This is a genomic window from Neisseria sp. P0007.S010 (assembly GCF_051962875.1).
Taxonomy (GTDB): domain Bacteria; phylum Pseudomonadota; class Gammaproteobacteria; order Burkholderiales; family Neisseriaceae; genus Neisseria; species Neisseria subflava_A.
In genome coordinates this window covers 1-244 of the sequence record NZ_JBQCUX010000061.1, presented here as the reverse complement: position 1 = coordinate 244, position 244 = coordinate 1, and the positions used below count along the sequence as shown (strand labels likewise).

Below are 244 nucleotides of genomic sequence, written 5' to 3'. Positions count from 1 at the left end.
TGTTGCTGCCTTGGACGGTAATGTCGCCCTCGCGGCTGCGGATATTGATGTCGCCGCCGGCTTTCAGGCTGCTTTGCTGGCTTTGGCGGTAGTTTTGGTTTTGTTCTTTGCTAGCGGTTTTAAAGCCGAAGCCGGCTTCGACGGACAAGAGGACGGCGCCTTGCTGTCCGGTTTGGTTTTTGACGGCGTCGGCCACTTTGCCGACGGAATCGGCCAGTTGGTAGGCTTGGGCGCCGGCGGCTAG

General features: G+C 59.4%; 1 protein-coding gene. It reads right to left on the bottom strand.

Going from position 1 to position 244, the window contains the following annotated elements:
* The coding region (locus tag ACTHR7_RS10905) for a hemagglutinin repeat-containing protein (protein WP_440370820.1) at positions 1 to 244 on the bottom strand (244 nt) is incomplete at both ends.